The 6,531-nt window shown below is 40.4% G+C and carries 5 protein-coding genes; all 5 read left to right on the forward strand.

Annotation, left to right across the window (positions count from 1 at the left end; translation table 11 throughout):
* Positions 1-12 precede the first annotated feature (12 nt).
* The 5 genes from IA57_RS07310 (at position 13) to IA57_RS07330 (ending at position 6,402) form a co-directional block, all read left to right on the forward strand.
* Positions 13-1,872, forward strand: coding sequence for a heparinase II/III domain-containing protein (locus IA57_RS07310; RefSeq protein WP_084176733.1), 1,860 nt, complete (start codon positions 13-15; stop codon positions 1,870-1,872).
* A gap of 3 nt (positions 1,873-1,875) precedes the next feature.
* Positions 1,876-3,120: a glycosyltransferase family 4 protein gene (locus IA57_RS07315; RefSeq protein ID WP_036121234.1), complete on the forward strand. Its 1,245-nt coding sequence runs from the start codon at positions 1,876-1,878 to the stop codon at positions 3,118-3,120.
* A gap of 522 nt (positions 3,121-3,642) precedes the next feature.
* Entirely contained in the window at positions 3,643-4,248 is a 606-nt protein-coding gene (locus IA57_RS07320) for a sugar transferase (RefSeq protein WP_036121238.1), read from the forward strand.
* Between the two features lie 17 nt (positions 4,249-4,265).
* Positions 4,266-4,862: an acetyltransferase gene (locus IA57_RS07325; protein WP_036121241.1), complete on the forward strand. Its 597-nt coding sequence runs from the start codon at positions 4,266-4,268 to the stop codon at positions 4,860-4,862.
* 370 nt (positions 4,863-5,232) lie between these two features.
* Positions 5,233-6,402: an ATP-binding protein gene (locus tag IA57_RS07330; protein ID WP_036121244.1), complete on the forward strand. Its 1,170-nt coding sequence runs from the start codon at positions 5,233-5,235 to the stop codon at positions 6,400-6,402.
* Positions 6,403-6,531 lie beyond the last annotated feature (129 nt).

Raw genomic sequence — 6,531 nt, forward strand, 5'->3', positions numbered from 1 at the left:
ATATAAGTATCCATGCTAAAAAAACTCGCCCTCATACTCTCCATACTTCCCAAACTCGGCTACCGCAATGTAGCTTACATGCTGTGGTACCGCATAAGCATGAAACTGGGCTGGCGACAACGTAAATTTCCGTTGGGAACGCCCATAATAGGGCCGTTTTTTAAAGCGACTATGCCCGTAGCAGATTATCCCGAAAACTGGAAAGCGAAAACCTTAGAAAAAGCGGACAACATTTTAGAGGGGAAGTTAACCTGGTTTCATTACCACAACGTTCAAGGGAGCAATCCGCCCAACTGGTTTCAAAATCCGTTTGACGGCTCGGTACTCAATAGGCCTAATAAACACTGGACAGCCCTTAGTGACTTTGATTTAAACACTGGTGATGTTAAAATCCTGTGGGAGCCGTCACGCTTCGATTGGTTAACCGATTTAGCACGTGGGTATCGCATCACGGGAGAAGAAAAATACTTGCAAACCATTAACCAATGGTTGCAAGATTGGTCGCAACACAACCCCAAAAACCAAGGCCCCAACTGGAAATGCGGACAAGAAACAGCCATACGGGTGATGAAACTCATTACAACAGCCCAGATTTTAAACCAGGAGACCACGGCAGAGGCGAGTGTACAGCGTATGATTTATGAGCATCTGGCACGTATTGAAGGGAACATCAACTACGCCATGGCCCAAGATAATAATCATGGCACATCAGAAGCAGCAGCATTATATATAGGTGTGGCGTTTTTAATTCGGCAAAACCATCTGGCTGTACCAGCCAATACCTTACATAAATGGAAACGAAAAGGACGACGTTATCTAGAAAATAGGGTGTTAAAACTCATAACAGCAAAGGGTACTTTTTCGCAACGCTCGGTAACCTACCATAGGGTCGTGGTAGACACCTTAAGCTGGACACTTATTGGGATGGAGCGGTATAACGAGCCAAGTTTTGCCAAGCCAATTCTTGAACGGTTAGAGGCTTTAGGAACACTGCAGTACAACATGATAGCTTCTTTAAAAGGGGAAGTGCCTAATCTGGGGAGTAATGATGGAGCCATGTTTTTAACATGCCACAACAGCGATTATCGTGACTTTAGACCCTCGACCCAGTTGTTTTTTGGGGCACTTAAAAGCCAGCGGGTGTTTGAAAGCGGAGCACATGATGAACCACTGTTTTGGATGTATGGGAAAGCATTTAAAACATTCCCGAAAAAGGAAATCGCTATTCCGGTATTAACGTCTTTCGATAACGAATTGGTGGTTTTAAACGATGGGCCAATAAAGGCAGTTTTAAAACTCCCCAATGCTAGGTATCGTTTTGCTACCTGCGATGCATTTCATCTGGATCTCTGGTATAAGGGAGAAAACCTGTTATGCGATAGCGGAAGCTACTCTTACAATGCAGGCGAGGAAACCGAAAAGTTTAAATCGGTAAGGGCACACAATACCATACAATTTGGCCAGCACGAACAAATGCCTAAGATTAGTCGGTTTTTATACGGCAAATGGCTAAACGTGCAAAAGATAGCAGGGCCTGAGTATAAACAGAACAAGTGGAGCTGGAAAGGCGATTACACCGACCATCAAAACAATAGGCATACCAGATTGTTGCAATGGGACCCAAAACAACAGCAATTAACCATAACCGATACTTTAGAGTCGCCAAAATCCGAAAAGAAAACGCTGTACTGGCACTTTGGCCAGCCAGAGAATAACAGCATGGTACTAACCGTTACAGATGGTGAAGGAAAGCTTATACAACCAAAAGCAACGAACACATCACAAAGCCTGTACTACATGCAAAAATCACCTAAAACCACTCATGCCTATACAACACTAGGCAATCAATTTATAACCACAATGCAATTTTAGTTTATGAACATTTTACTTATACATCAATATTTTCTAGAAAAAGGCGATGGCGGGGGCTCCCGGTTTAACGAAATGACCAGAACTTGGGCTAAACAAGGACATGAAATAACGGTGCTTGCAGGTATGGTACATTATGCTACAGGAGAAAAACAAGAACGTTATAAAGGGAAGTTTATATACAAAGACACCAATTTTTATGAGAAGGTTGATGTAGTGCGTTGCCATGTGTCTGAGAGTTATAATGTGAGTTTCTTGGGAAGACTTTGGGCGTACTTCTCTTTTGTGTTTTCTAGTATTTATGCAGGTTTATTTATTACTAGAAAAAAATATGATGTGATTTTGGTTACTTCGCCTCCGTTATTTGTCGGAATCACGGCCTATGTATTGTCATTATTTAAACGAATCCCCTTTGTTTTTGAAATTAGGGATTTATGGCCAGAATCTGCTATTGATACAGGCGTTTTAAAAAACAAACAAATTATAAGTTTTGCATTTTGGTTTGAGAAGTTTATATACAAAAAAGCGAAACTAATTAATGTATTAACACCGGCGTTTAGAGATAAGTTAGTTCAAGATAAAAACGTGCCTGAGGAAAAAGTAATCTTTATTCCAAATGCAGCCGATTTTAGCCTAGCGGAAAAAATACAAGAAAATTTTGATGCAAAAGAGTTTAAAAGAGCACTGGGTCTAGAAGATAAGTTTGTCATTACCTATGTAGGGGCACACGGGGTTGCTAATCATCTTATTCAATTGGTAGATGCTGCAGAAAACTTGAAAGATACGAATGTAGTGTTTCAATTAATAGGTGCGGGGATGAGAAAAGAAGCCCTTCAAGTAGAGGTTGCAAAAAGAGCGTTGGAGAATGTAATTTTTAGAGACCCCGTATCCAAACAAGACGTATTTAAATATATCTTGGCATCAGATATGGGGGCATCGGTATTAAAAAAAGTAGATACGTTTAAAACCATCTACTCCAACAAAACATTCGACTATATGTCTTGCAAGAAACCAATTTTATTGGCAATAGACGGTGTTTCTAGAGATTTAGTAAATGATGCAGAGTGTGGTATCTATGTTGAACCCGAAAATATTCAAGAAATAGCCAACGGAATAAGAAAAGTGTTGCTGTTATCAGAAGTTGAATTAAAAGAAATGGGCGCATCTGGTTATAACTATGCAAAAAAGTATTTTGATAGAGATAATTTAGCAAAAGAGTACGTTAGAGAGATAAAACAAGTATTAAAGTAATGTGTGAGCACCCCCTGTCGGGAAAAGCCCTCTCAAATAAATAAAACAAAACAAAAATCTCCCTTTAGGGCTGGGGCGCAGACCCTTTCAAATAAATAAAACAAAACAAGATTCTCCCTTTAGGGTCGGGGCAAAGACCCTCTAAAAAAAGCCCCATGTCATTCAGGATGAAACGTAATACAGTAAAAAATCCCTCTGTCATTCAGAGCGCAGCGAAGAATCTCTAAGGTAAAACACTGTCTTAAGCATAAAGGCCAGCGAAGCGAATAATCTCCTAACAACGAGATGCTTCAGTCGGCAAAAAAAGCCTCCTTCTGCATGACAACGGTCTGTTAAACCACCCTGTTATCATGCAACACAACAAGATTCCCCCTTTAGGGCCGGGGCAAAGAATCTCAAAAAAAAATCCCTACCAACCAAAAACCAAAAACTACCCACTAAAAACCCCCCACTAAAAACCATCCCAAAAAGCCCTAAAGATTTTTCACACACAAGGTTTAAATACCTTACTTTTGCGGTACGATGTACAAAACCTACTTGAAAAGAATAAGCGATCTTACCCTAGCCCTTTTAGGCCTTGTGATGTTATCGCCGGTTTTTCTAATAGTAACCTTGGGGCTATGTGTGGCCAACAACGGCAAACCCTTTTTCTTTCAAAAGCGTCCCGGAAAAAACGAGCGAATCTTTAAAATCGTCAAGTTCAAAACCATGACCGATAAAAAAGACGCCAACGGACACCTATTACCCGACGCCCAGCGGTTAACCCCTCTAGGCGCATTGGTGCGCAAAACCAGTCTGGACGAAATCCCACAATTGCTTAACGTATTAAAAGGCGATATGGCCCTTATAGGACCGCGGCCGTTATTACCCGAATATTTGCCGCTGTACAACGAAGAACAAAAAAAGCGCCACCACGTACGCCCGGGCATAACAGGCTGGGCACAAGTAAACGGACGCAATGCCATTAGCTGGCAACAAAAATTTGCATACGATGTGTGGTATGTAGACAACCTCTCTTTGGCATTGGATGTAAAAATCTTATTTTTAACCATTAAAAAAGTGTTTGTCCGTGAAGGCATCACCCAAGCAGGACAAGCCACAACAGAAGCGTTTAAAGGGAATCATTAAAACAAAAAAAGAAACAAATGTATTTATTTGGTGCAAGTGGTCATGGTAAGGTAATTGCTGAAATTGCAGAGGCCTGTCAAGTAAAAATAGATGGGTTTATTGATGCCGATACGAGCAAACTAAAGTTATTGGATTATGAGGTTATTCATCAGCTACCAAGAGATGCTGTTGAGGTGATTATTACCATTGGCGATAACGCAACCAGAAAGCAAGTGGCAATACAAAACAAATTTTCAACTTACAGCAAGTTAATTCACCCAAGTGCCGTGGTTTCCAAACGCGTTAAGATTAAGGCAGGCACGGTAGTTATGGCTGGTGCGGTCATTAATTCAGATACGCAAATAGGGGCACATTGCATTATAAATACCAATGCATCTGTAGACCACGACTGTATTATAGAAGATTTTGTGCACATTTCCCCGAATGTGGCTTTGGCAGGAGGTGTTACAATTGGAGAGGGGACACATGTGGGAATAGGTGCTTCCATCATACCAGGTGTTACTGTTGGAAAATGGTGTACTATAGGAGCAGGCGCCGTTGTTATAGAAGATATCCCCGATGGAGCAACTGCCGTAGGCATTCCTGCCAAACCTATAAAGTTTGCCAACCGCTAAAAAGCAGTTTTGCCCCGCAAAGCACCCTTCAAAAAAGCCCTCTGTCATTCAGGGAGAAATGTAATGCAGCAAAAAGAGACACAATAAAATAGAAAAACAAAACAAGATTCTCCCTTTAGGGCCGGGGCAAAGACCCTCTAAAAAAAATCCCCAATCCCCAATCCCCAATCCCCAATCCCCAATCCCCAATCCCAATCCCTAATCCCTAATCCCCAATCCCCAATCCCTAATCCCCAATTCCTAATAACTACCAACTAATAACTACCAACTAAAAACTAAAAACCACCCCCGCACCATAACAGTGCAAAATAAACAAAAAAACGCACCGTCACAGTGCAAATTGTTGTATGTTTGTACAAACAGTATAAAAATGCACGCTTTATTTGAATATGCCAATAAGTTAATCTCAGATACAGAAACGGGATTTATACGGTATGCGTATCACCAGATAAATTGGAAGAACAGGCTTATTGGATTAATTGGTCCAAGAGGTGTTGGCAAGACAACTTTGGTTTTGCAGTATATAAAAAACAATCTGGACATTCGGCAAACCCTGTATGTGACAGTCGAAGATTTCTATTTTGCCAAAAACCGTTTAACAGATTTAGCAGATACCTTTGTAAAGTCGGGAGGAACATATTTGTTTATAGACGAGATACACAAATACCCCGATTGGTCAAAAGAGCTAAAACTAATTTACGATTACCATAAAGATTTAAACGTGGTTTTTACAGGTTCTTCGGTACTCGACATCAAGAAAGGCAGTTCCGATTTAAGCCGTAGGGCACTAGTGTATACCATGCAAGGGCTATCTTTTCGGGAATATCTAGCGCTCTTTCATCAGATAAAAGTGCCAAAATTTAGTTTGGAAGACATCCTGAATCTAAAGGTAGACGTGCCTCAAATACCGCACCCTTTACCCTTGTTTTCAGATTATCTCAAGAAAGGATATTATCCCTTTTCTTTAGAAGATGATTTCGATTTGAGGTTACAGCAAGTCGTTAATCAAACTTTGGAAACCGACATTCCTGTTTATGCAGAGATGAATGTAGCAACAGGTAGAAAATTAAAACAACTATTGGCTATTGTAGCCGAAAGCGCCCCTTTTAAACCCAATATGAGTAAAATTGCCGACATGTTAAACATTAGCCGAAACAACATTGCAGATTACCTTTTGTATATGGAAGAAGCAGGAATGGTGGCGCAATTGAGAGCTGAAACGGGAGGAGTTCGAGGACTGGGAAAGGTAAATAAAGTGTATTTAGATAATACGAATTTGGTTTATAATTTAGCCAAAGAAAACCAGAATAAAGGAAATGTTAGAGAGACCTTCTTTCTAAATCAATTACGGGTGAGTCATCAGCTTACCACGTCAAATGTAGCCGATTTTAAAATTAATACGATAGATTTTGAAGTCGGAGGAAAAAATAAAGGATTAAAACAAATCAAAACAGCAGCAAACGGTTTTGTAGTTAAAGACGATATAGAAAAAGGGTATCTTAATACAATCCCGTTATGGCATTTTGGGTTGATGTATTAAGTGTAATAACCAGCGTTTCGCATAACAACGGTTTTGTTAAACCACCCTGTTATCATGCAACACAACAAAACTTCCCTAAAAAGCCTCTAATCCCCAATCCCTAATCCCTAAGAACTCCCCACTATCCAC

This window comes from Mangrovimonas yunxiaonensis (genome assembly GCF_000733475.1).
Taxonomy (GTDB): Bacteria; Bacteroidota; Bacteroidia; order Flavobacteriales; family Flavobacteriaceae; genus Mangrovimonas; species Mangrovimonas yunxiaonensis.

Coding starts and splice junctions, on each gene's coding strand:
- IA57_RS07310 (WP_084176733.1), top strand. CDS start 13: ATGCTAAAAAAACTCGCCCTCATACTCTCCATACTTCCCAAACTCGGC.
- IA57_RS07315 (WP_036121234.1), top strand. CDS start 1,876: ATGAACATTTTACTTATACATCAATATTTTCTAGAAAAAGGCGATGGC.
- IA57_RS07320 (WP_036121238.1), top strand. CDS start 3,643: ATGTACAAAACCTACTTGAAAAGAATAAGCGATCTTACCCTAGCCCTT.
- IA57_RS07325 (WP_036121241.1), top strand. CDS start 4,266: ATGTATTTATTTGGTGCAAGTGGTCATGGTAAGGTAATTGCTGAAATT.
- IA57_RS07330 (WP_036121244.1), top strand. CDS start 5,233: ATGCACGCTTTATTTGAATATGCCAATAAGTTAATCTCAGATACAGAA.